We start from the raw sequence: 22909 nt of genomic DNA, 5'->3' as shown, positions 1-22909 counted from the left end.
TTCGGATTCAACATGGCCGCCAAAGCTCTTTCGGTCCAGCCGACTGTCGATCCCTCCGCGAAGCTGCACGACGCCAGGCTTGGGGCCTACACCGAGGTCGGCGCGCGCACGATGCTGCACGAGGTGACGATGGGGGATTACTCCTATGTCGTGAACGACGCCCAGATCACCTACACCACCATCGGAAAATTCTGCTCGATCGCGGCGATGACACGGATCAATCCGGGCAATCACCCGATGCAACGCGCCACGCAGGCGCACTTCACCTATCGTTCGAGCGCCTATTTCGAAGGCGAGAGCGACGACACGGAATTCTTCGACTGGCGGCGCCAGCATCACGTCCATATCGGCCATGACGTCTGGATCGGCCATGGCGCGATCGTTCTGCCGGGCCGCAACATCGGCACCGGCGCGGTGATCGCGGCCGGCGCCATCGTCACCAAGGACGTTCCGGCCTACACCATCGTCGCCGGCAATCCGGCGCGCATCGTGCGCCGGCGGTTCTCGGAAGAGGTTGCGGGGCGGCTTGCGAGGCTCGCTTGGTGGGACTGGGATCACGACAAGTTGCGTGAAGCCCTGCCCAATTTCCGCAAGCTCGGGATTGAGGATTTCCTCACGGCATACGAAGCAGGGGCACCCTCTTCTGCCAGCAAACGAAGCGCGGTCGCGTGACAGACATATTCCTCGAGGGCGGGCGGGCCCTGATCGGCTCCGAGTTCGCCGAAACGTCGCTTCTCGTGTCCGGAACGGACATCGCAGAGATCAATGCCTCGCGCAGCCGGGCGCGGCTGGCGATCAAGGCGCGCGATCTGCTGGTCCTGCCGGGCATCGTCGATCTGCATGGCGATGCCTTCGAGCGACAGATGATGCCGCGCGCCGGGGTCGATTTCCCGATCGACGTCGCGCTCGCCGACAGCGACCGCCAGGCGATCAGCAACGGCATCACCACGGTTTTTCACGCCACGACCTGTTCGTGGGAGCCGGGCCTGCGCAGCGCCGGCAATGCGCGCAGCCTGATGGAGGCGATCGAACGGCAGCGCCCGCAATTCGCCGCCGACACCCGCTTTCACCTGCGCCACGAGACCTACAATCTCGACGCCGAAACCGAGATCAGCCAATGGCTCACTGAGGGCCGCGTCGACCTGTTCGCCTTCAACGACCACATGGACGGCACGGTTGGGGACATGGCCAAGCCGCGCAAGCGCAATCGCATGGTGGAGCGCACCGGCCTGTCGAGCGAGGAATTCGACCGGCTGGTCGGACACATAATGTCCCGCGCCGCGGATGTGCCGGCTTCCGTGTCACGGCTGGCCGCGACGGCCCGCGCCGCCGACGTGCGGATGCTCTCGCACGATGATGCGACGCCGGCGATGCGCGAAGGCTTTCGCGCCATGGGCGTGGCGATTGCGGAGTTTCCGATCAACGAGGAGACAGCGCGGGCGGCAGCAAGCCACGGTGACGCCATCGTCTACGGCGCGCCGAACGTCGTGCGCGGAGGCAGCCACACGGGCTGGACCAGGGCATCCGACATGATCGCCAAAGGGCTCTGCTCGGTTCTGGCCTCGGACTACTACTATCCCGCGCAGCTGCTCGCTGCGTTCCGGCTCGCCGCCGATGGCGTGCTGCCGCTGACCGAGGCCTGGAATCTGGTCTCCGCCGCGCCCGCGCGCGCGACCGGTCTTGCAGATCGCGGCGTGCTCGCGGAAGGCCGGCGCGCGGACATTCTGCTGGTCGACGACAGCATGCCGCTGCGGCCGCGGCTGATCGCCGTGATATCAGGCGGCAAGCTCGTGCATCTCACCGAGGCGACGCGGTTGCTTGGCATGCCAGCTACCCCGCGCCAAGCTGTCGCCGCGGCATAAACCCGCTATGCTCGGACGATGACGAGTTTCCCCCGCTACGCGATCTATTTTGCCGCAGGCAGCGACAGCGCGCTCACCCGCTTCGGCGCGGAGTTGCTCGGCTACGATGCCTATACCGGCAACGAGCTGCCGTTTCCCGCCGACGCATCGCGTCTCGCGCCGGACTGGCGTGATGTCACCGCCGATCCCCGCAAATACGGCTTTCACGCCACGCTGAAGGCGCCGATGGCGCTGGCGTCCGACAGGCGCGAGGTCGAGCTTGTTGCGGCCTGCGCGACATTCGCCGGCAGGGCACGCGCAATTCCGGTGATCCGCCCGGTCGTCGATTCCATCAGCGGCTTCATCGCCGTCATTCCCGGGGAGCCGGTCGGCGAACTCCAGCAGCTCGCCGCCGATTGCGCGCGCGACTTCGACTCCTTCCGCGCGCCGCTGAGCGCGGAAGACCGTGCGCGGCGCAAGCCGGAGAAGCTGAGCGAACGGCAGCGCCACTATCTCGACCGCTGGGGCTATCCTTACGTGATGGAGGAATTCCGTTTCCACATGACGTTGACGGGCCGGCTCGACGTGGAGCGGCGCGGGCCGATTCTGGAAATGCTGCAGGGAAGGTTTGCTGCGCTCGGCCTCAAGACGCTTGCGATCGATCGCGTCGCGCTGTTCAAACAGGACCACGCCAAGGCTCGCTTCCGCATCATCGGCGAGTGGGCTTTGACCCAGTAAGTGTCAGTGCCAGCTCGCGAGATTGAAGCCGAAGGCCACAACGCCAACCAGAATGAGGCTGGTGGCCCAGATTACATCCAGATTGAACCAGCTTCGCGAGACGAACCTCAATCCCAGATGGCGGTAGACCAGCCACGCCAGACATCCGCCGGCGCTGACCATGGCAGCGACGTGCACCAAAGACACCAGAACCGCCATCCCGAGACTCGCCTTCATCAGCGCGCCGGCGGCCTCATGGCCGGCATCGAGTTCGAAGGCCTGGCAGAGCCCGAGATAGATCGGCACGAGCATCAAGGCGGCGCCGTGAGCAATGGCAACGGCAAATGACCAGAGCGCCAATTGCGTCGGCGGAATTCGTGCCAGCGCGCGCGGATGGCGCCGCTCGACCAGCCGATAGACGCCGAAGCCGATGACGAAAAGGCTCGCGCCGAGCTGGATCGAACGCTGCCACTCGGCCAGCACGAGCAGGAACGCGAATGGCAGCAGCACGAGAAGCGTTGCCAGGAGATGTCCGGCGGCCAGAGCCCACAACGCACGAAAGAGCGCGCGCGGGCTCTTGTCCATGAGCCCGGCCGAAACGGCGAGCGGCCAGCCCATTCCCGGATTGACCCCGTGATAGAGACCGCTCGCAACAAGAGCGAGCCACAGCCAGCCGAGGCTCGCGTGTGCCCAATCTAGGCCGACGGGTAGCAAAAGGAGTCCGTCGAACAATCGCCGCCCTCCAGCCTGATCTGGTGCGCACGATATCCGTCGGGGAAGCTCACGAAGTAGTTCTTGTCGAGCTCGAAGCCACCATTGCGACCGACATTGGCCATGACTTCCAAACCCGGAACGCCATCGGGATAGAACTGGTCATCCCAGGTGGAATAGAGCGAATTGGTCCAGTACACCCGCCTGCCGTCCCGGCTGATCTCGACCATCTGCGGACCGGCCGCAAATGCCTTGCCGTTCGGATGGGGGGTGCGGCGCGCGATGCCGCCGATGTGAACCGAGCCCGCAAGCTTCGGCTTTCGCGGATCACTCACGTCGTACTGGCGCATTTCACCCGTGCCCCAGCACGAGACATAGAGAAAACGATCATCCATCGACAGGTCGATGTCGGTCACCAGCGGCGGCACGGCGCCAAAGCCCTGAAGCAGCGGCGGGAGCTTCTCCTTTGGCGCAGGCTCGGGCGGGATCGTCGCCGTCTTCTCCGCATGGAATTTTCCGCCTTCGCGCCACCAGGTCCAGATCGAGGCTTCGAGATTCGTGGTGTCGACCACAACGCCTACAAAGCCGTATTCGCGAACCGGATCGTGCGCCGGCCGTACCTCCAGCGCCATCTGATGATTGGCGCCGAGGTCGATGGTCTGCACGTTGCGACGGGCGCGGAGATCCCAGAAGTGGAGACGATGGCCATATTTGTTCGCCAGCAGATCTTCCGGGACGATCCCGTTCTCGAACTGCGGCGGCAATGCCCATTCGCTCGTCACCATGTAGTCGCGCGGCAGGTTCCACCAGAAATCATAGTGCAGCGTCTGCGGACCGCGGTCGATCTCCCATCGTCCAAGGACCTCGAACGTCTCGCAATCCATGATGAAGACGCCTGGAGGCCCGTTGGTGCCGTCCTTGCCGCCGCCGCCGAGCGTGCTCACATAGACGCCGTCCGGCCCGCAATGGATGGTGTGCGGCCGCGAATAGCCGGTCTTTTTGAAGACTTCCTCGGGCTCGATGATCTTGTGGATTTTGGCTTTGGTCGGATCGGGCTTGGTATCGATGATGTAAATCCGCGACGAGCGCAGCCCGGGGATGATGAGATAGCGCCGCTCGATGAAGGCATGCCCAGTGAGCGGCGACAAGGCGGAGGAGCAGGCATTCCAGCCGAAGTGATGAAACTCATCGCCCTTGTTGGGCATCGTCACGGTGTGGACGATCTGGCTGTAGGTCGGCGATCCCGGCTTGGCGTCGATCACCGCGAGAGCATCCGGTTTCGAGAAATCCGGACTGAGCAGCAACGTGTAGGCAAAGTTCTCCGCAGGAGCTTCCATCGCAAGCTTGGGCGATGCGTGAAAGGTGGGATCCGGCCTCATCGTCATGGCACTGCCTCCCTGTTTCGTTGGTTCGCACCAACCTGGTTCGGAATAGCGGCATAATGAAGAGCTGTTGCGCGATGTCTTGAGTTGCTCCGCGGGCCAGGTTGGCGAGCGTACAATATGTCATCGCCGGGCTGCGGGAAACCGCCCGAACCGCGTTAATTCGACGCCTTCAGCCAGATGGAAGCTGGCGGGATCAGGCCAGGGGTGCGCACCTCACACTCAGCGTCGTCCCGGCCTTCGCCGGGACGACAGCGTTGCGCTACTTCCCCCACCTCAACGCCAGCGCATCGCGCTCCTTGGCCAACTCCAGCAGCCCGGCCCGCGTCGCCGGGTGCAACGGCTGGAGCGGATGCCGCACCGTGTCCGACTTGATCACGCCGCCGGCCTGCATCATCGCCTTGCAGGCGATCAGGCCGCATTGGCGGTTTTCGTAGTTGATCAGCGGCAGCCAGCGTTCGTAGGCGGCTTTGGCCTCTTCACGCTTGCCGGCGAAATAGGGATCGACGATCTGGCGGATGCCGTCGGGATAGCCGCCGCCGGTCATCGCGCCGGTGGCGCCGGCATCGAGATCGGCGAGCAGCGTGATCGCTTCCTCGCCGTCCCAGGGACCCTCGATATCGCTGCCGCCGGCGTCGATCAGGCTGCGCAGCTTTGCAGCCGCGCCCGGCACCTCGATCTTGAAATAACGGATGTTGGCGAAATCGCGCGCCAGCCGCGCGAGTAGCTCAACCGACAGGGGGGTGCCGGCGACAGGCGCATCCTGGATCATGATCGGAATCTTGATCGCGCCCGACAGCACCTTGAAGAATTCGACGACGCCTTTTTCGGGCACGCGGAAGGTGGCGCCGTGATAGGGCGGCATCACCATGACCATGGCGGCACCGGCCGCCTCGGCCTGCCGGCTGCGCGCGGCGCAGACGGCCGAGCTGAAATGCGTGGTGGTGACGATCACGGGAACGCGGCCCGCGACATGCTCCAGCACCGCATGCATCACGGTCTCACGCTCGGCATCCGTGAGCACGAACTGCTCGGAGAAATTGGCGAGAATGCACAGACCGTTCGAGCCTGCGTCGATCATGAAATCGATGCAGCGACGCTGTCCCTCAAGGTCGAGTTCGCCGCGCTCGTCGAAGATGGTGGGTGCGACCGGGAACACGCCGCGATAGGGGCGCTGGGCCTTGTGGTGGGGCGTGACCGGCATCGAACTCTCCATCCCTGATATCTCTTACATCTGCCGCGACGCTCGCACAGCGCCACAGATGTACCCGCCGCGCGCATCGGCGGCAATGCCGATCGCGCGACGTAAGGACGGAAGATTGTCGAAGCTATGCGGTCCTCACCGCGCCCAAAAAGCCCTCGACCGCGACGCGGAGACGATCGGCGTCGGCGGACATTTTCGTCACGGACACCGACAGGACCGAACCGGCATTGCCGGTCTCCTGGTTCAGCCTGGCGACGCTGCCGATGGTGTCGGTGACCTCGCGGGTTCCCTGCGCGGCCTGCTGGAAGTTGCGGGAGATCTCGGTGGTGGCCGCACGCTGCTGTTCGACCGCTGCCGCGATCGCCGTCATCTTTTCGTCGATGCCGCTGATCGCGCCGCCGATCGCGCGGATGGCCGCGACCGCCTGGCCCGTCGCGCCCTGGATCTCCGCGACCTGGCGGGAGATTTCTTCCGTCGCCGTCGCCGTCTGCGAAGCGAGGCTCTTGACCTCGCCGGCGACCACGGCGAAGCCGCGGCCGGCCTCGCCCGCGCGCGCGGCTTCGATGGTGGCGTTCAACGCCAGGAGATTGGTCTGCCCTGCGATGGCGTTGATCATCTTCACGACCTCGCCGATGCGGCCAGCGGTCTGATCGAGGATTTCGACCGTCGCATTGGTCTGCGCTGCCTGCGACACGGCTTCGCGGGCCTCGCGGGCGCTGGCCTGCACCTGCGCGGAGATCTCGCCGACGGACGCCGAGAGTTCTTCGGTCGCCGCTGCGATGGTCTCGAGATTGTTGGTGGCCTGCTCGGCGGAGGAGGAGACCGCCGCGGTCTGGCTGCTCGATTCCGAAACCAGTGAGCGGACGTCAGTCGCGGTGGCATCGAGCTCCTTGGTCGACGCCGCAACGCTGTGAATGACGGCTTGCACGGTGTCGTCGAAACTGCGGCAGGCCGCATCGACGGTGCCGGAGCGGGCGAGCTGGAGCGCCTGCTGCGATTCGCGCTCCTGGCCCAGGCGTTCCGCGGTCGCCGCGCTCTCGCGCAGGCTTTCGAGTGCGGCCGCCATGGTGCCAAACTCGTCGGGATACCTGGATTGCGGGACGGGCGTCGCGTAGTCGCGGGCGCTGATCTTGGCGATCGCGTCCAGGATGGCGCGCACCGGGCGCATCAGGCGATTGCGCACCACGTACACGCCGGTCAGGGTCACGGCCAGCGCGAGCAGGAACGCGAGCGACTGCACGACGAGATTGGTGAGCGCCTTGGCCTGCACCGTTTCCGCCCGGACGATCGACTGGTCGAGCGCCTTGTTCGCCACCGCGACGATGGACGCAAAGGGTGACTGACACAGCGTATTCCATTCCGCGGCGGGCATCGCGGGCTTACCGCTGCCGTCGAAATTCTTGGTGAGGTCGCCGATCTGCTTGAGGGCACCGTCGGTCTTGGCCTTCGCGTCCGCCGCTGCCGTCACCAGCTCCGCCGCCACGCCGGGCGCGGCCAGCAACTCGGCCATGCCCGCCCAACCGGAGGCGATCGTGCCATCCCATTGCGCCACTGACCGCTTCTGAGCGTCGTCGAGCGGCTTGCTGGCGTTGACGTTGGAGCGAAGGGACGAACAATGGATACCATAACGATCGCGCACCTGCCAGGCGAAGCGCCGGACCTGGATCATGCGGGCGATGAAGGGGTCGTCCATCCAGGCGCGGTTCGACACCGCGGTGGAAGCGAGGTTGGCCGTTTCGATCACCTTGGTGACGCCATCATACCAGGAGTTGGTGCGCTCGATCTTGCGCTCCGCGCGCGGGCGCTTGGCCTCGTCGTAGAACAGCTGGAACTGCGGCGCGGCGGCGCTCCAGCCCTGCTTCAATGTGCCAGCGAGTTCGTCGCGGCGGGCGAAATCGACGGTGGCGAGCGCGGCGCCGATGGCGTCATAGCCGCCCTGCTCGGCCTTCTCCGCCGCCTCGAGTTTTGCTCGCGGATCATCCTCGCCGAGGATCGCGCTCTGGGCATCGCCGCGATTGTTGCGCAGCGCCAGCACGCCATGGAAGATCGCCTTGTCGGCCGCGGCAAGCCGCGCGGTCTCGAGGCTGTCGCTATAGCGGCCGAACGCCCCAACCATCTGGATCGCCGTGGAGGCCAGCGCACCCGCAGCCAGCAGGGCCATCAAGGTCAGAAGGAGCGAACTTACCGATTTCTTAAACATTGCCATGGTGTCGGGGGCCTGGGTCGGGGGCCTATTCTTTCGAGCGCCACCTTGCCCGCGACATGCCAATGTTCCGTTAAGGTTTTAATCGAATGGGCGTGAGTTTCCGGCCCGACGAGCCTCAGCGCAGTCCCGGATATCACGCAACCTTGGTGAAATCCGGCGGGCGGCGTTCCGCGAACGCCGTGAAGGCCTCGCGCGCCTCAGCGGTGCGCAGGCGCAGCCCGAACTGCTCGCCTTCGGCATTCATCTGCGCGACCAGCGTCTCGCCGTTGCGCATCAGCTTCTTGGTGGCGGTGAGTGCGCCGGCCGGCTGACGGGCAAGACGCTGCGCCAGCGCGAGCGCCTCGGCATCGAGCTTGTCGAGCGGCACGACGCGGTTGGCGAGCCCCCATTCCAGCGCGGATTTGGCCGGCACCGTCTCGCCCAGCGCGAACATCTCGTAGGCCCGCGCATAGCCGATGCGCGCCGGCATCAGCAGGCTGGAAGCTGCTTCCGGCACCAGTGCGAGGCTGACGAAGGGCGTCGACAATTGCGCGTTGGCGGCAAGCACGACGAGGTCGCAATGCAGCAGCATCGTGGTGCCGACGCCGACGGCGCGGCCCTGCACCGCGGCCACCAAGGGCCGGGAGCAGCGCGCCAGCGACTGGATGAAGCGCACGACGTTGCGGCTTCCTTCCGACTTGCCCGCCGCGACCGCCGCGAACTCGCCGACATCGTTGCCGGCGGTAAACATGTCGCCTTCGCCGCGGATCAGGATCACGCGGACCGACGGATCGTGCTCGGCTGATTCGATGGCATCGGCGAGCTTGCCGTACATCGCATCCGTCAGCGCATTCTTCTTGTCGGGGCGTGCCAGCGTGAGCGTGAGAATTCCGCCGTCGTTCCGGATCCGGACGTGCTCGGTCATGGGTCTCTCCTCTATTCCTATGGATCTCTAGAAAGCTCTGTTGAAAGCTGTCTTGGAAACTTGTCCTGAATGCTGGTCAGCCAGCGCGCGACGATATCGATCTCCGCACTGGTGAATCCGTCCGTCAACGCCGCGTTGACCCGTGCCGCGCTGGCCTTCGCCTGCGCCAGTGCCGTCCGCCCCTTCGGCGTCAGCCAGACGCGCCAGGCGCGACCATCCTCGTGATCCGCGCGCCGCTCGACCAGTTTAGCCGCCGCCGTACGGTCGACCAGCCCCGAGATGCCGGCCGGCCCCATGTCGAGCGCCGCGCCCACCTCACCCATCAGGACGCCGTTCTGCTTGCCGAGGATGAACAGCAGCCCCGCTTGCGCCGGCGTGACCTCGCTCGAAGGCTGCGCCGCCATCCAGCGCTGCACGCGCCGCTGCGCCACGCTCAACAGGTAGATCAACCGATGGTGTCTCGCGCCCTCGTCTTTATTTCGCATGCGAAATAGATAATCGAGGCGGATCAGATTGTCAAAGGACGGCAGCTGGACATGTGCCGCGGCAGTCGTCGAGGAACAGGGCGGCCCCGGCGCACCAGGACCTCACCCACCAATCGCAATTAGCCGCCGCCGTCACGCTTGACGGCCGCTTCCCTTTATGTTCTCTATTCGTTCTATTCAATCATAGATTGTCCCGGAGGCCTTTCGTGATGAACAGTATGCGTGGCGAGAACCAGCCGACCCAGCTCATAATTCATAATGACGATGATACGCCGGACCAATTCGTGATGGATCTGCTTCGGCAGGTTTTCGGCAAATCAGACCGTGAAGCGACCGCGCTGATCACCCAGATCGAGCAGAAGGAAAAAGCGGTTTGCGGACCTTACCCGCAATCGGTTGCCGAAGCCCTTTTCAAATCTGCGCAACAATCCATCGAATTGGCCGGCCACCAACTGCAGGTCACGCTAGAGGCGGTCAAGAGTCCTTGCGAACTCTGTGGCAAGCCTGAGGGACAGACCGACGTTCGTATCGGCAGCCGCACGGTCTGGCTGTGCAGCGAATGCATGCGTGCGGCGGATGAGCCCTCGAACGAGCGAGAGGAGAATTTCGACTTTGCATGCGACATTCTCGATTGGCACCTTGCCAGCACTGCGCGCAGCAAACTCGTGACCACGATCCGCCAATTTCCCGGCCACATGCGGGTCGATCTCCAGGCCGCCGTCGACCGGCTCTTCGGCAAGGCCATCCGGCTGGTGGGACTGAACGAGGAGCAGCGCTACGAAACGCTGTCGATTCCACGACTGCTCAAGGAGGGCCGCTATGCGATCGCGATTGCCCCGCTGCAATATTCCGACGTCGACGTAGGCGAGAAGAGCCCGGTCAAGTGTCTGGATAACGGGCTGTGGCTGTGTGAGCAGGATCATCTCCGCTATGCGGTTTTGCTCTGCGCACACCGCGAATACAGTCGCGAGCCCGGAATTCGGATCGAAATCCTGGTACCCTCAGGTTCCGCAGGCGCGGCTCTCGTCCAGCAATGCTTCAGTGAATTGGAAGAAGCCGTACAGGCTGCGCGGACCTATCGCGGCAAGATCCTGTCGCTCGATGCCGATTCCGACTATCGCGGTCGCTCGCGCGGCATCACGGTGCATCGCTTGCCGCAGGTCGCGCGCGACGAGGTGATCCTGCCGGAGCAGACCCTGCGGCTGCTCGATCGCAACGTTCTGACCTTCGTCAACACCCGAGACCAATTGCGCCGGCTGGGTCAATCGACACGCAAAGGCATCTTGCTGTACGGGCCGCCGGGCACTGGCAAGACCCACACGATCCGTTATCTCGCAACGCATTTGCCCGGGCATACGACGCTGATCATCACGGCCGAGCAGATCGGTCTGCTCGGCGCCTATATGAGCCTGGCACGGTTGCTCCAGCCGTCGATGGTGGTGATCGAGGATGTCGATCTCATCGCCCGCGACCGCGATGACATGGGGCCGTGTGAGGAATCCATGCTGAACAAGCTGCTCAACGAGATGGACGGGCTGAAGGAAGACGCCGACATCCTGTTCGTCCTGACCACCAACCGGCCGGAGGACCTCGAGGGAGCTCTCGCGGGTCGCCCCGGCCGCATCGATCAAGCCATCGAAGTGCCGCTGCCAGACGAGACCGGCCGCGGCAAGCTGGTCCGGCTCTACGGCAGGGGATTGCCGCTCGAGGGGGCCGTGATCGCGGAGGCTGCCCGACGCAGCGAGGGCACGAGTTGCGCCTTCATCAAGGAGCTGATGCGGCGGCTGGCGCAAGGAAGCATCGCGCGGGACGGCGGCAACACCGTGATCTCGGCCGATATCGACGAGGCGCTTGACGACATGCTGTTCTCCGGCGGCCGGCTTAACGCGCAGCTGCTCGGCGGCGCGCAGGCAATGGCCACCGGGTGACGCTCCGAAGTGGCGCGCCTGCTACGGCGCGCACATGAAGCTCGACGCCTCCGTCACTGGGCCGCTCTTGTAGTGCGGCCAGGCCGGCCAGCGGCACAGCGGCAGCGCGCGAAGCGTCGCAAACGACGGCGCCTCGACCTTCTGCTCGGTAACTTCCAGATCGCCGGGCGCCCTGCCCTTTTCGACCCAGTCGACCAGCACGCTCAGCATGTCGACATTGGCCGGCGCGCCGGAGCCGACATGGTCGACCCCTGGCGCGGTGTAGAGCCGCGCGAACTCGGCCGTCTCGGCTTTGCCGACCTTGCGTTCGACGTTCTCGAAATAGCGGATGCCGGCATAGGGGCTTTGCGCGTAGTCCGCCATATGTTCGAGCATGATCAGCCGGCCGCCGCGAGCGCGGAAGCGGCTGAGGTCGGGGTCGGTGGAATCCATCAGGCTGGAGACCTCGAGCAGCCGCGCCTTGTGCGCTTCGGGCTTATACGTCGTCACGTCGAGCTTGGGATCGCGCGCGAACACGTATTGGATGCCGCCGGCGCCGTAGATCCAGGCGATGCCATTATTGGGCGCGGGCGGCTGCGCGGGAGGCGCCGTGCCAAGCCACCACGCGACCCAGCCGCCGGTCGGGCCGACCGCCGGCGTGTCCTCGCCCGACACGCCCCAGCCCGGATAATCGTCGAGGCCATTGGCGAGCGCGAACGGGAATTTGTAGGTCGCATGCAAGGTCTCGATCGCCTTGATCTGTGCGTCGGTGAGGCACTGATCGCCCGTCTTGCCGCTCGCGCAACGCAGCGTCTCCACCTTGAAGGCCGCCTTGCAGGAAACGGGATCTTGCACCAGCGCGTCATCGGAGCCGTCGGCCTTGTCGCAAGCGGCCCGCACGGCATCGCCGACTAGCTTCACCTGCGCCGGATTGATCCAGCCATCACCCATGGTCACGAGCCCCGAACGCGTGCCGGCATGCTGCAGGCCGACCCAGTTGATGACGGGCACGCGAGCAAAGATGCCGTCGAAATCATCAGGGTAGCGCTGCGCCATGGTGAGGCCTTCGCGGCCGCCTTCGGACGACCCCATGAAGTACATTTTCTCCGGCGCCTTGCCGTAAGCGCGCTGCATCAGCGCGACGGCGGCATCGCGCACCTTCTTGTAGGCGCGATGGGCGAAATTCTCGAAGGCTTCGTCGTTGAGCGCGAACAGCTGCGGCGGCTCGCCCGGCTTGGACTCGTGACCGGAATCGGTGCCGTAGGTGACGAAGCCGCGCGCGAGCGGCGACGGCTTGTCGAAGGGATAGGCCGGCGGCAGCGCCAGGCCCGTGATCAGCACGCCATTGAATCCGCCGCCGCCATATTGCAGCGAACGGCCGTTCCATTCGACGGGCAAATTGACCTGAAACTTGATCGGCGGCGCCTTGGGATCGGTGGGATCGATGTGGCCGAGCACCTTGCAGAAGCCGGGATTGGCGGGCGTGACGCGCCCCGACGGCGTCGGGCCGCGTTCGGCGACGGCCAGTTGCGACGGCGCCAGCAACGTCGCCGAATCCACCTTCACGGCGTCAGCGCCGCCGACGAGGCCCTTGCAGACAGTGTCCGCATCCTCAGTCAGCGTCACCGCTGAAGCGGAATTCGCGCCCAGCGCGCCCGCTGCGCCCACCAGCAATGCGCACAGCTTCACATGGATTTGCGCCATCGTTTCCCCCTGAGTTTCTGTTCGTTATGTCAGCAGGCCGCATTCAAGGCGCCCTGCGGCCGCTCGTCAATGCAGTGCTAGTGCTCAAACACCAGCCGCGCGCCGACGGTGCCGTCGAGGGCGCGGATCTGCTGGAGCAGCGCGCCTGAATCCTGGCCGCCGAGGTCGGCATCGAGCACGACGTAACCGAGGTCGCCGGAGGTCTCCAGATACTGCGCAGCGATGTTGATGTCGCGCTGGAGGAAGACCTCGTTGAGCCGGCGCAGCATGCCGGGCACGTTGCGATGGACGTGGCTGAAGCGCGCGCCGGAGGGACGCAGATGCAGCTGCACTTCCGGAAAATTCACCGCGCCCGTGGTCGATCCGGTGATGAAAAAGTCGACCAGCTTGCGCGCCACCTCGCCGCCGATGCGCTCCTGCGCCTCCTCGGTCGAGCCGCCGATATGCGGCGTGAGGATGACATTGCCGAGGCCCTGCACCGGGCTGTTGAAGCGGTCCGAATTCGAGGACGGCTCGACCGGAAACACGTCGATGGCGGCACCCGCGAGATGGCCGTCGCGCAGAGCCCCCGCCAGTGCATCGAGATCGACGACGGTGCCGCGGCTGTTGTTGATCAGAAGGGAGCCGGGCTTCATCGCCCGCAGCTCCTTCTCGCCGATCATCCCTGATGTCTCCGGCGTCTCCGGCACGTGCAGGCTGACGACATCGCTCTGCGCGAGCAGCTCCTCCAGCTTCTCGACTGGCTCGGTGTTGCCGTGGCGGAGCTTGTCGGTGCGGTCGAAATAGATCACGCGCATGCCGATCGCCTCGGCCAGGGTCGAGAGCTGCGAGCCGATATTGCCGTAGCCGATGATGCCGAGGGTGCGGCCGCGCACCTCGCGGCTGCCGGTCGCCGACTTGTCCCAGCCGCCCTCATGGGCCGACACCGAGCGCGGGAAAATGCGCCGCAGCAGCATCACGATCTCGCCGATCACGAGCTCGGCGACGCTGCGCGTGTTGGAGAACGGCGCGTTGAACACCGGAATGCCGCGCTTGCGCGCCGCCAGCAGATCGACCTGGTTGGTGCCGACGCTGAAGCAGCCGACGGCGAGAAGCTGGTCGGCCGCTTCCAGGACCTGATCGGTGATCTGGGTGCGCGAGCGGATGCCGAGCAGCGACACGCCCTTGAGCGCCCGCCGCAAATCCTCGCCGTCCAGCGCCTTGGTCAGGCGCTCGACATTGGTGAAACCCGCCGTTCTGAACAGGTCCACGGCGCTGTCATTGACGCCTTCGAGCAGCAGCGCCTTCGCGCTCCGCTCAGGGCTTCGGCCTGGGACTGACATGAAATCTCCGTGGGTCACAGCTTCGCCGCAGCTCATAGACCGCGGGGGATGCGCAGCACAATAGGGTTCGGATACGGGGAGAAGATGGCGGAGCGGTCGTCAGATCACGTAAAACCCGTGCGTCCCGTCCAGACGCAATTGTTCGACCAGGCCATATTCCCAGTCGAGATAGGCCTGCATCGCGCGTTCGTCGACGCCGGTGCCTTCATAGGGGCGGCGGTAGCGGTGGGCGGGGTCGGGCTTGGGCAGGACGTGCGGCGGACCGATTTCGAGCGCGCCGTCATAGCCGCCCTCCCACACATAGACCTCCCAGCCCATCTGCGCGAGCCAGGACGCCGTCATGTCGGCGCGGACGCCCTTATCGTCGGTCAACACGATACGCGCGCCGCGCACCGGTGCGGCCATGTCGGTTTCCTGGACGAGCTGTCCGCCGGGATAGTGGCGAAAGCCCGGGAGATGGCCTGCGGCATATCCCTCGGCGTCACGCACGTCGAAGCGATAGAGCGTGCGATCGGTCTGCGCGACAAGCGCAGCCATCTCGCTCGCGCCGATATGGCGGACACCGGCGCGATAGGCGACGTCGCGCGCATTGGCCGGGCCGCCCTCGAACGACCCGATCGCGCCACGCCTGTTAGCACCATGGTCGAGCGTGTGCCGCGCCAACGTCCAGCCGATGGTGCCGTTGCGCAGCGCCCGGACCTTGTTCGGCACGCCGGCATTGATCAGCGATTGGGTGCCGATGATCGAGCGGGTGCGGCCGGCGCAATTGACGATGATGGTGGTGTCGGCATCGGGTGCCGCCTGTCCTGCCCGCAGCACCAGCTCCGCGCCGGGCACGCTGACCGAGCCCGGAATGTTCATGGTAGCATATTCGTCGAAGCGGCGGACGTCGAGGATGGCAATGTTGGCCTTGTCCGCGATGAGTTTTGCCACCTCGTCGGCACTGAACGAGGGCGTGTGCCTACGCGACTCGACCAGCTCGCCAAAGGCTTTGGAGTAGGAGTTGACGTCCTCGAACATTTGATAGCCCGCGTCGCGCCAGGCCTTCAGTCCGCCATCGAGCGCGCGGACGTTGGTATAGCCGAGCGCGGCCAGCCGCTCGGCACCCGCGGTGACGAGCCCTTCGCCGTCATCATAGAGCACGATCGGCACATTCTTGCGCGGCAGCCTGACGTCCGCTTCGATCGCAATCCGATCGGCAGCCATGTTGGCGGCGAACAGCGGATGTCCCGTCGCGAAACCAGCCTCGTGCCTGAGATCAAGCAACGCGATCTCCTCGCGGAGCAGCAGTGCACGGCGGATGTCGGCGGGAGTGACGGTGGTGATCTTCATGGCGTAAACCCTGACGAGGATTGGCCATGGGCTTTTGAACGATTGCAGAAGTGTTGGCTAGCCTTTGCGGCAGCCCGTTCATTCGCCGGGAACGAGCCGCCCGAGCCGTGGCTGCGCCAGCCGCCTCAGCTTTCGACGCGACAAATAAAGCAAAACGCCGGTGACCGCGAACAGCGGCATCAGCACAGCCGCGAGCATGAACGCGAGCTTGCCGGGCCAGCCCAGAAATGCGCCGCGGTGGATATCGAGCACGTTCGCGATGGTCTTCTCGCCGAGGGTCTTATCGGAATAACGCTCCGCAGACACGAATTGGCCTGTGATGGCATCGACGCGGAATTCGTCACGGGTGGTGTCGAGGGTCGAGTCTTTCCCCCAGGAGCGGATCCGTATCACCGTGCCCGGACCGGCGGGCAGCGTCAGCAACGCCTTGGAGAAACGGCCGCCCTCTTCGTGCAGGAAGGCGGCCCACGCGCGATCAAAGCCGATCGGCTGTGCCGTCTCGCTGACACCGGCAGCACGCGACGCCTTTGTGGGCATCTTGGGCTGCATCTTCGCCGCGGCGATCTGCGGGCGCGACAGCAACCAGACGACGCCATCCTTGTACCAGTCGAACGAGTACCAGAGCCCGGTGAACGTCATCACCAGATAGACCGGCAGGACCCAGGTGCCGATCACCGCATGCAGCGACCGATGCAGACCGCGGCCACTGAGCCCGAGATTCGGCTTCAGCCACATCTTCACGCTGCCTGCACGACGCGGCCAGCGCAGCACGAGGCCCGAGATCAGCATCACGATCAGGCCGAGCGCGGCCACGCCCGTGATCTGGCGCCCCCAGCCCTTGGCATCGCCGGGAATCAACAGCCAGCGATGAAGCTTGCGCACGGTCGCGAAAAACTCTTCGCCGTCCGGTGTGCCCAACACGCGCGCGTCATAGGGATCGACATAGAGCGAGGACGGCCGCGCGCCTCGTTCGTCGCGGGCGAAGCGCACATGCACCGCGGCGGACGGATCACTCGCCAGCGTCACGGCGGAGATTTTGCCGACGTCCTGCGCCGCAGTCAGGCGCGCAACCAGTTCGTCCGGCATCAGCGCCGGTGCCTGGCGCGGCGCGACCTGCATGATGCCGGCGTTGAGATGATCGACGATCTCGTCCTCAAAACTCATGATCGCACCGGTCAGTGCGATCACGGCGAGCAGCAGCGCCAGCACGAGGCCCGCGATGGAATGGACATGAAGCAGAGCGGCCTTGATCGCGCGCCAGGACTCACGCATCGGCGCGAGCCCTCCTGCTCGGCGCGATCATCCGAAGGGCGTCCCTGCGCGACATGCCCATCGCTAAAACTTCACCGTCGCCGACAGCGAGACCCGCCGCGCGTCGCCGAGGGCGACGTTCAGATTATTGACGGCGGAGGGATAGTAGACAGTGTCGAACAGGTTCTTGACGTTGAGCTGGTAGATCACCGGCGTGTTCTGGTATTTCATCTCATAGGTCGCGAAAATATCGGCGACCACATAAGAGGGCAGGAAGAAGGAGTTGATCGAATCGCCGGGACGATCACCGACATAACGCGCGCCGCCGCCGAGGCGGAGCTGACCCGGCAGGGCTGTGCCGAAGTCATAGACCAGATAGAGCGAGGCCGTGTTCAGCGCGACGTTCTGCAACTTCCTGCCGAGCAGCGTGATGTCCTCGGATGCCGTCACGCGGGCGTCGGTGTAGCCATAACTGCCGATCAAGGCCCAGCTATCGGTGATCCTGCCGGTGACGTCCAACTCGACACCGCGCGAATGGGCACGGCCCACGGTGTGGAGTTCTACCACGCCTGCGCTGTTCGTCTTCGTCGTCTGCACGTTCTTCTTGTCGAGATCGTAGAGCGCCAGCGTGCCGGAGATGCGCTTGTTCAAATCGAACTTGACGCCCGTCTCGTATGACACGCCTTCTTCCGGCGCGACGTTGGAGCCGATCGTGACGCCGATCGGCGCAATGGTCGAATTCGGCTTCAACGATTCAGTATAGCTCGCATAGAGCGATATCTGGTCGGTGAGCTTGAAAATGGCGCCGCCGAGCGGAAGCACCTTGTCCTGGGACACATTGGTGTTGGTGACAAACGGCTTCCCGCGCCCGGCGATCTGGTCGTAGTCCATGTAGCGCACGCCGCCGACCAAGGCGAACCGCTCTGTCAGATGCAACGTGTCCTGGACGAACATCGACCACTGGCCGAGCTTGTCGGTCTGCGCACTGTCTGGATTGGACACCGTCGTTCCCGGCCCGATCAGGCCGTAAACGGGATTGTAGACATTGAAGGCGGGCGTTATCTGCCGGATCAGATTGTCCCGGTAGATGGTGCGATACTGGCCGTCGCCACCGAACACCACATCATTGCGCATGTCGCCGAGCCAGAAGCCGCCTGAAATATAGGACGTTCCATAGCTGGCGTTGCTGAGCGAACCCTGCGTGCCGTCGTTGCTGCGGGTCTCGGCGCCTGTCGTGAAGTTGATGCCGGTGATACGAAGCTGGTTGGCGCTGAAGGTCTCGGTGTTGTAGCTGTAGCCGGCGTAGAGCTTCCAATCATGATTGAAACGGTGCTCGACCGACGCCTGGATCAGGTCCGACGTGCCCCACGTGTTATTGAAGGGCTCGTCGAGCCGGCGCGTCGTGGGAACTGCCAGCGGCGCCTTCGTCACCGGATTGAACGCCGTGCCGCGATCGAACGGATAGATGAACTCGCGATGCTCGTAGTTGAGCTGCACCGTGGTGTCCTGGCCATACCAGGCCAGTGACGGCGCAACCAGCATCTCGCGGTGGCGGCCGAAATTCCGCCAGTAATCCTCGCTGACGCTGTAGCCGATGAAGCGATAGGCGAGGCCTTGATCACCGATCGGACCGGTGATGTCGAGCAAGCCGTCGGCGCCGGTCTTGGAAGCACTGAAGGCCGAACCAAGCAGCGTAACCGAGCCGTGCTGGTACAGCTCCGGCCGCTTGCTGATCGTGTTGACGATGCCGCCGGGATCCATGATGCCGTAGAGCAGCGAGGCCGGCCCCTTCAGCACCTCGACGCTTTCGACTGCGGGATTGAAGCTGCGCCCCTGCACCAGCGGCATGCCGTTGCGCATGATCGAGCCGTCGCGGTTGTCGCCGAAGCCGCGGCGGATGACCGCGTCCTGGCTGCCGGCGAGCGTGTTGGTCTGGGTGATGCCGCTGACGTTGATCAGCGCGTCGTCGATGTTTCGCGGGAGCTGGTCCTTCAGCACCTGCTCGGGCACCACGTTGACGGCCTGCGACGTATCGAGCGGCGAAGCGCCGCTGCGCAGCGTGGTCGCGCTCGGCATCGCGCGGTAGCCGAGCTTGGCGGCCTGTTGCGCGGCGGCTTCCGCGGCCGCGCGCTCCGAGAGCGTCGGCGCTGCGGGTGCGGGATTGCGATTGCGCTGGCGCGCGGCGGTCTGAGCGCGGCGTGGGGACTGGTCCGATGCACGCGCCGCTTTCGGCCGCGGTGCCGGCGCCTCGACCGTCACCGGCGGCAGAGCCGATTGCGCTTGGGCGGCCGTCGCGCTGAAGGAAGGTGCGCCGAGCAGAACGGCTGCTCCAATGAGGAGGACTGCGCAGCTCGTGCCGGCAGGAGTTCGACGGCCGCTGACGCGCTGGCCATCCAGATGAGCACGCACTTTCGATTCACTTCCAAGTCAGACGCAGAAGCTGGCGCGTCTAACAGCCGTTGTTCGTGAAGAGAACCGCAAGCGGCCTTGAATCGCTCTAGTGTTGAATGGTTCTAGGCTTTGATCGCTATTCGACAATCCTCGATGGATTGCGCAGCGACCGCGACACGCAGCGCGCGAATTCGCGGCAACGTGTCGCGGCTTCCCGCGATCTCACGCGATCGCGGGAGCCATCAGCTCGTCGAGCTTGCGCTTGAGCGCGGTGCCGTCGGACAAGGCCCGGAGCGGCGGCCGCACGCGTAGCCAGCTCGCGTCGCCCGTCTGTGCCGCGAGGATGGCTTTCAGCGTCGTGAGGAAGGATGGTGATTTCACCACGATGTCCACGGCAGCCTGCATGCGTGCTTCGACATCCTTGCCGTCGATCATTGCCTTGACCAGCTCCGGCGCGATGTTGGCCATGCCGCAGATGGTGCCGGCACCGCCGGCGGCGATCGCGCGGGTGATGTCAACCTCGTTGCCGACGGTGATGGCGAGCTCGGGAGCGGCGGCACGGAACGCCTGGAACTGCTTGAAGTCGCCGCTAGAGTCTTTCAGGCCCGCAACGACCTTGCCGTAGCGCTTGCGCAAATTCGCGGCGACGCCGGTCGGGATCGCGACACCCGAGATCTGCGGGATATGATAGAGGTAGGCACGCAGGCGATCGTCGGCGACGCCGTCGAGGATCGCCGCAAAGGCATCCTCGATGCCTTCAGGGCTGACGCTTCGGTCGAAGTAAGGCGGCAGATACAGCACGTGACGCAGGCCGAGACCGAGCACGGCACGCGTCAATGCGATGCTGTCGCCGATCGCGGGGAAGCCGCCGCCGATTCCAATTCGGTCCGGCGCAACGCCGGCCTTGAGCACGGCTTCGATGGTCGCGACGCGTTCGGCGACATTGAACGAGGTGCCCTCGCCGGTGGTGCCGAACAGCACGACACCGTCGATGCCCTTACCGAAGAGTTGCTTGCCGTGGGCGGCGAGCTTGGCGGAGTCCACGCTGCCGTCCGTCGCCAGCGGCGTCGCCGAAGCCACCCAGAACCCGCGAATTGCCTCCGTCATCACACACCATCCGTTGCTGTGGCTTCGGACCAGGCGTCTGGTCTCGGACGATCAAACCAGAGCTTGGCAAGCCTTGTTTTTGCTTTACTTTCGGGCTTGTACCTTACATACAACAAAGGCGCAAATCCTTTCCGCCGTCATGGCGCGCATAACACGCAGCCAGATTCCGAGGAGGTCTCGCATGGACATGGTGACCCCGGTCGAGCGGCCCACCCAGTTGCTCGGCGCCTTGCGCGACAGCCTCGGCGCGGCCGCCGTGCTCGTTGGCCCGGACGTGCCCGCGCGCAATTGCAACGACTGGAGCGCGAGCCTGCCGCAAACGCCGCTCGCGGTGATCCGCCCGGTCGATGCGCAAGGCGTGGCCGACGCGATTCTGACCTGCCGGCAGGCGCATCTGCCGTTCGTGCCGCAGGGCGGATTGACTGGGCTGTGCCGCGGCGCATCGCCTGAAGCAGGCTGGGTCGCGATCTCGCTCGAGCGCATGAGCGGGATCGAGGAGATCGATCACGCCTCGATGACGATGACGGTGAAAGCAGGCACGCCGCTTCAGACGATCCAGATGGCAGCCGACGAAGCCGGCTTCTTCTTTCCGCTCGATCTCGGCTCGCGCGGCTCCTGCGCCATCGGCGGCAACCTCTCGACCAATGCCGGCGGCAATCGCGTGATCCGCTATGGCATGACGCGCGAACTGGTGCTCGGGCTCGAAGTCGTGCTGCCCGACGGCACCATCATCACTAGCCTCAACAAGCTGATGAAGAACAATGCCGGCTACGATCTGAAGCATCTGTTCATCGGCTCGGAAGGCACGCTCGGCATCATCACCCGCGTGGTGCTGCGGCTGTTTCCAAAACCGCGTTCGACCATGGCCGCGCTCTGCGCGCTCGAGGACTATGCCGCGGTGATCGCGCTGCTCGGCGCCGCGCGAAGCGGGCTCGGCCCGCTGCTGTCGGCGTTCGAGGTGATGTGGCCGGATTACTGGGACGTGATCACGTCGCGCGCAGGCGTCAAGCCGCCGGTCGCCGCAGGCCATGGCCTCTACGTGCTGGTGGAAGCGCAGGGCACCGACGAGAGCCTCGACGCACCGCGCTTCCAAAGCTGGCTCGAAGAGCTGATGGAGCGCGGGCTGCTCGCCGACGCCGCCGTGGCGCAATCGCTGGCGCAGACGCGAAGCTTCTGGCGCGTGCGCGACATCTGCGCCGAGTTCGGCCAGGTGTTGGGTCCGCACATCTCCTACGACATCGGCCTCGCCGTGGCGCGGATGGACGAGTTCGTCACGCGCTGCAAGGCGGCGCTGGCTGATGGCGTCGAGGGATGCGAAAGCGTCTATTACGGCCATATCGGCGACGGCAATCTGCATCTCGTCTCCTGGGTCACCGGCCTTGCCGTCGAGCAGCAGCCGAAGGAAGAGATGGACGCGATCATTTACGGTCTCGTGCGCGAGATGGGCGGCAGCGTCTCGGCCGAGCACGGCATCGGCACGTTGAAGAAGAAGTGGCTGGGTCATGCCCGCAGCGAGGCCGAGATCGCGCTGATGCGAACGCTGAAGGCCGCGCTCGATCCCGATCATCTGCTCAACCCCGGCAAGGTGATCTGAGAGAGCCAATGCGATCGCTGAAGCTCGATGCGCCGAAATCGCTGTCGCAGCGGGTGATGCAGCGGCTGCGCCAGGCCATCATCGACGGCGAGTTCGCGCTCGGCGCCGCCATCTCCGAGGAGATGGTGGCAAACTCCTTCGGCGTCAGCCGCACCCCGGTGCGCGAGGCGATGGGTCAGCTGCAGGCGCAGGGCCTCGTCGTGATCCGGCCGCAGGTCGGCAGTTTTGTCTTTACGCCAAGCGCGGAAGACATCACCGCGCTCTGCACGTTCAGGATCGCGCTGGAGCCCAAGGCCGCTGAGCTCGCCTTCCGCCATGATCGCGCCGGTGCGATCGCGACGATGAGCGAGGCGATCGCGGCGATGGAGCCGGCGATTGCAGCCAGGGACAACATCGCCTATGGCCGCGCCGATGCCGCTTTCCATGAGGCGCTGTTCGCCCATTGCGGCAACCGCTATCTCGCCGAATCCTATCAGCTCGCATCTAGCCGCGTCGCGGCACTCCGCACCAATTTGACTTCGCCGATCGACGTGCGCACGCGCACGTCTTTCGACGAGCATCGCAAGCTGCTCGATCTGTTCGCCCGCGGCGAGTTTGCCGCCTTCGCGACGCTGATGACCACGCACGTCACCAATTCTGGCGTGGTCTACGCCAAAGCGCTGCAGGTCGATTGAGCGCTGCTACCGCGCATTTTTCGTGCCGGGCCTGTCCAGAAAATCCAGCGCGGTGTTGATCTGTTCGAGCTGGTGTTCGATTTTGTCGCGGTCCTCGGCCGTGGGCGCCTTCTCGAGCTGCTCAACCAGCTTCTGCTTTCGGAGCAGCAAGTTCTCTATGACTGTACTCACGGCTCC

At 65.0% G+C, this 22909-nt stretch carries 19 protein-coding genes; 6 read left to right on the top strand and 13 right to left on the bottom strand.

Features of this window, described 5'->3' with window-relative positions; translation table 11 throughout:
• The first annotated feature begins 12 nt into the window (after nucleotides 1-12).
• Genes IVA93_RS02560 through IVA93_RS02550 form a run of 3 tightly spaced genes read left to right on the top strand, consistent with a single transcriptional unit; the run spans nucleotide 13 to nucleotide 2579 of the window.
• Nucleotides 13-672 carry an LbetaH domain-containing protein gene (locus IVA93_RS02560; protein WP_018453072.1) on the top strand — a complete coding sequence of 220 codons (660 nt, stop codon included), beginning with the start codon at nucleotides 13-15 and terminating at the stop codon, nucleotides 670-672.
• A complete protein-coding gene (locus tag IVA93_RS02555; RefSeq protein ID WP_018453071.1) occupies nucleotides 669-1862 on the top strand; it encodes an alpha-D-ribose 1-methylphosphonate 5-triphosphate diphosphatase in 1194 nt (397 codons plus the stop codon). Before IVA93_RS02560 ends, IVA93_RS02555 begins: the two co-directional genes overlap by 4 nt.
• An 18-nt stretch (nucleotides 1863-1880) precedes the next feature.
• The gene (locus IVA93_RS02550) at nucleotides 1881-2579 is read left to right on the top strand and encodes a DUF1045 domain-containing protein (protein WP_018453070.1); all 699 of its coding nucleotides are present in this window, start codon (nucleotides 1881-1883) and stop codon (nucleotides 2577-2579) included.
• A gap of 3 nt (nucleotides 2580-2582) precedes the next feature.
• On the opposite strand, the gene IVA93_RS02545 is transcribed toward IVA93_RS02550, so the two are convergent.
• The 6 genes from IVA93_RS02545 to IVA93_RS02520 all read right to left on the bottom strand — a co-directional run bounded on the left by IVA93_RS02545 (nucleotide 2583) and on the right by IVA93_RS02520 (nucleotide 9450).
• Nucleotides 2583-3176 carry a hypothetical protein gene (locus tag IVA93_RS02545; protein WP_018453069.1) on the bottom strand — a complete coding sequence of 198 codons (594 nt, stop codon included), beginning with the start codon at nucleotides 3174-3176 and terminating at the stop codon, nucleotides 2583-2585.
• 77 nt (nucleotides 3177-3253) lie between these two features.
• A complete protein-coding gene (locus tag IVA93_RS02540; protein ID WP_018453068.1) occupies nucleotides 3254-4654 on the bottom strand; it encodes a selenium-binding protein SBP56-related protein in 1401 nt (466 codons plus the stop codon).
• 259 nt (nucleotides 4655-4913) lie between these two features.
• Entirely contained in the window at nucleotides 4914-5855 is a 942-nt protein-coding gene (locus IVA93_RS02535; RefSeq protein WP_026232453.1) for a dihydrodipicolinate synthase family protein, read from the bottom strand.
• 124 nt (nucleotides 5856-5979) lie between these two features.
• The gene (locus IVA93_RS02530) at nucleotides 5980-8061 is read right to left on the bottom strand and encodes a methyl-accepting chemotaxis protein (RefSeq protein ID WP_026232452.1); all 2082 of its coding nucleotides are present in this window, start codon (nucleotides 8059-8061) and stop codon (nucleotides 5980-5982) included.
• A gap of 133 nt (nucleotides 8062-8194) precedes the next feature.
• Nucleotides 8195-8965 (bottom strand): enoyl-CoA hydratase, encoded by a 771-nt coding sequence (locus IVA93_RS02525; protein ID WP_018453065.1) that lies wholly within the window; start codon nucleotides 8963-8965, stop codon nucleotides 8195-8197.
• A 17-nt stretch (nucleotides 8966-8982) separates the two neighbouring features.
• Complete coding sequence (locus tag IVA93_RS02520) at nucleotides 8983-9450, bottom strand: MarR family winged helix-turn-helix transcriptional regulator (RefSeq protein WP_026232451.1); 468 nt, start codon at nucleotides 9448-9450, stop codon at nucleotides 8983-8985.
• Between the two features lie 209 nt (nucleotides 9451-9659).
• Between IVA93_RS02520 and IVA93_RS02515 the strand changes: the two genes are divergently transcribed.
• Nucleotides 9660-11378, top strand: coding sequence for an ATP-dependent Clp protease adaptor ClpS (locus tag IVA93_RS02515; protein WP_247337563.1), 1719 nt, complete (start codon nucleotides 9660-9662; stop codon nucleotides 11376-11378).
• 21 nt (nucleotides 11379-11399) lie between these two features.
• On the opposite strand, the gene IVA93_RS02510 is transcribed toward IVA93_RS02515, so the two are convergent.
• From IVA93_RS02510 to IVA93_RS02485, 6 genes are all read right to left on the bottom strand, one after another.
• Nucleotides 11400-13061 (bottom strand): tannase/feruloyl esterase family alpha/beta hydrolase, encoded by a 1662-nt coding sequence (locus IVA93_RS02510; protein ID WP_018453062.1) that lies wholly within the window; start codon nucleotides 13059-13061, stop codon nucleotides 11400-11402.
• 77 nt (nucleotides 13062-13138) lie between these two features.
• Entirely contained in the window at nucleotides 13139-14383 is a 1245-nt protein-coding gene (gene serA, locus IVA93_RS02505) for a phosphoglycerate dehydrogenase (protein WP_018453061.1), read from the bottom strand.
• Between the two features lie 99 nt (nucleotides 14384-14482).
• Nucleotides 14483-15715: a rhodanese-like domain-containing protein gene (locus IVA93_RS02500; protein WP_018453060.1), complete on the bottom strand. Its 1233-nt coding sequence runs from the start codon at nucleotides 15713-15715 to the stop codon at nucleotides 14483-14485.
• A 78-nt stretch (nucleotides 15716-15793) separates the two neighbouring features.
• Nucleotides 15794-16987: a PepSY-associated TM helix domain-containing protein gene (locus IVA93_RS02495; protein ID WP_018453059.1), complete on the bottom strand. Its 1194-nt coding sequence runs from the start codon at nucleotides 16985-16987 to the stop codon at nucleotides 15794-15796.
• A 63-nt stretch (nucleotides 16988-17050) separates the two neighbouring features.
• Nucleotides 17051-19375, bottom strand: a complete 2325-nt coding sequence (locus tag IVA93_RS02490) for a TonB-dependent siderophore receptor (protein ID WP_026232450.1) — start codon at nucleotides 19373-19375, stop codon at nucleotides 17051-17053.
• Nucleotides 19376-19579: 204 nt separating this feature from the next.
• Complete coding sequence (locus tag IVA93_RS02485; RefSeq protein ID WP_018453057.1) at nucleotides 19580-20464, bottom strand: dihydrodipicolinate synthase family protein; 885 nt, start codon at nucleotides 20462-20464, stop codon at nucleotides 19580-19582.
• Nucleotides 20465-20645: 181 nt separating this feature from the next.
• Between IVA93_RS02485 and IVA93_RS02480 the strand changes: the two genes are divergently transcribed.
• Nucleotides 20646-22058, top strand: coding sequence for an FAD-binding oxidoreductase (locus IVA93_RS02480; protein WP_018453056.1), 1413 nt, complete (start codon nucleotides 20646-20648; stop codon nucleotides 22056-22058).
• An 8-nt stretch (nucleotides 22059-22066) separates the two neighbouring features.
• Nucleotides 22067-22732, top strand: a complete 666-nt coding sequence (locus IVA93_RS02475; RefSeq protein ID WP_018453055.1) for a GntR family transcriptional regulator — start codon at nucleotides 22067-22069, stop codon at nucleotides 22730-22732.
• 6 nt (nucleotides 22733-22738) lie between these two features.
• On the opposite strand, the gene IVA93_RS02470 is transcribed toward IVA93_RS02475, so the two are convergent.
• Nucleotides 22739-22903: a hypothetical protein gene (locus IVA93_RS02470; RefSeq protein ID WP_162847272.1), complete on the bottom strand. Its 165-nt coding sequence runs from the start codon at nucleotides 22901-22903 to the stop codon at nucleotides 22739-22741.
• Nucleotides 22904-22909: the final 6 nt, after the last annotated feature.

Source organism: Bradyrhizobium sp. 155 (genome assembly GCF_023101105.1).
In the GTDB taxonomy this organism is placed as follows: domain Bacteria; phylum Pseudomonadota; class Alphaproteobacteria; order Rhizobiales; family Xanthobacteraceae; genus Bradyrhizobium; species Bradyrhizobium canariense_D.
Note: the sequence above shows the minus strand (reverse complement) of the source record. Positions and strands in the feature narration are given on the sequence as shown.

What these genes read in the sequence shown, in the direction of transcription:
- IVA93_RS02560 (WP_018453072.1), top strand. Translation starts at nt 13, where the DNA reads ATGGCCGCCAAAGCTCTTTCGGTCCAGCCGACTGTCGATCCCTCCGCG.
- IVA93_RS02550 (WP_018453070.1), top strand. Translation starts at nt 1,881, where the DNA reads ATGACGAGTTTCCCCCGCTACGCGATCTATTTTGCCGCAGGCAGCGAC.
- IVA93_RS02545 (WP_018453069.1), bottom strand. Translation starts at nt 3,176, where the DNA reads ATGGGCTGGCCGCTCGCCGTTTCGGCCGGGCTCATGGACAAGAGCCCG.
- IVA93_RS02540 (WP_018453068.1), bottom strand. Translation starts at nt 4,654, where the DNA reads ATGACGATGAGGCCGGATCCCACCTTTCACGCATCGCCCAAGCTTGCG.
- IVA93_RS02535 (WP_026232453.1), bottom strand. Translation starts at nt 5,855, where the DNA reads ATGCCGGTCACGCCCCACCACAAGGCCCAGCGCCCCTATCGCGGCGTG.
- IVA93_RS02530 (WP_026232452.1), bottom strand. Translation starts at nt 8,061, where the DNA reads ATGGCAATGTTTAAGAAATCGGTAAGTTCGCTCCTTCTGACCTTGATG.
- IVA93_RS02525 (WP_018453065.1), bottom strand. Translation starts at nt 8,965, where the DNA reads ATGACCGAGCACGTCCGGATCCGGAACGACGGCGGAATTCTCACGCTC.
- IVA93_RS02520 (WP_026232451.1), bottom strand. Translation starts at nt 9,450, where the DNA reads ATGCGAAATAAAGACGAGGGCGCGAGACACCATCGGTTGATCTACCTG.
- IVA93_RS02515 (WP_247337563.1), top strand. Translation starts at nt 9,660, where the DNA reads ATGAACAGTATGCGTGGCGAGAACCAGCCGACCCAGCTCATAATTCAT.
- IVA93_RS02510 (WP_018453062.1), bottom strand. Translation starts at nt 13,061, where the DNA reads ATGGCGCAAATCCATGTGAAGCTGTGCGCATTGCTGGTGGGCGCAGCG.
- serA (WP_018453061.1), bottom strand. Translation starts at nt 14,383, where the DNA reads ATGTCAGTCCCAGGCCGAAGCCCTGAGCGGAGCGCGAAGGCGCTGCTG.
- IVA93_RS02500 (WP_018453060.1), bottom strand. Translation starts at nt 15,715, where the DNA reads ATGAAGATCACCACCGTCACTCCCGCCGACATCCGCCGTGCACTGCTG.
- IVA93_RS02495 (WP_018453059.1), bottom strand. Translation starts at nt 16,987, where the DNA reads ATGCGTGAGTCCTGGCGCGCGATCAAGGCCGCTCTGCTTCATGTCCAT.
- IVA93_RS02485 (WP_018453057.1), bottom strand. Translation starts at nt 20,464, where the DNA reads ATGACGGAGGCAATTCGCGGGTTCTGGGTGGCTTCGGCGACGCCGCTG.
- IVA93_RS02480 (WP_018453056.1), top strand. Translation starts at nt 20,646, where the DNA reads ATGGACATGGTGACCCCGGTCGAGCGGCCCACCCAGTTGCTCGGCGCC.
- IVA93_RS02475 (WP_018453055.1), top strand. Translation starts at nt 22,067, where the DNA reads ATGCGATCGCTGAAGCTCGATGCGCCGAAATCGCTGTCGCAGCGGGTG.